Raw genomic sequence first — 228 nt, forward strand, 5'->3', positions numbered from 1 at the left:
GGTAGTCGAGCCGTCAGTCAACCGTACGGTGAACTGCTCCACCTGCTGCTGACCGGCCGCCAGGGCGTCGACCCGGGCGTTATCGGCCAGCACGAAGCGCCACTGCCCCTGCGCATCTACCTCAAAGCGGCCGTAGTCACTCTGCTGCGAGCCGGCCACAAAGGCGAGATCCGGGTTATCGGCATCGCTGGCGCTCAGGGTGCCGGTGACCGGGGTCTGATCCCCCTC

1 protein-coding gene is annotated in these 228 nt (G+C 67.1%); it reads right to left on the reverse strand.

The features are described 5' to 3' along the window. Positions 1 to 228 (reverse strand): VCBS domain-containing protein (locus BN1134_RS16460; RefSeq protein WP_042048548.1); only part of this gene is annotated, 228 nt, incomplete at both ends.

This window comes from Aeromonas simiae (assembly GCF_000820125.1).
Taxonomy (GTDB): domain Bacteria; phylum Pseudomonadota; class Gammaproteobacteria; order Enterobacterales; family Aeromonadaceae; genus Aeromonas; species Aeromonas simiae.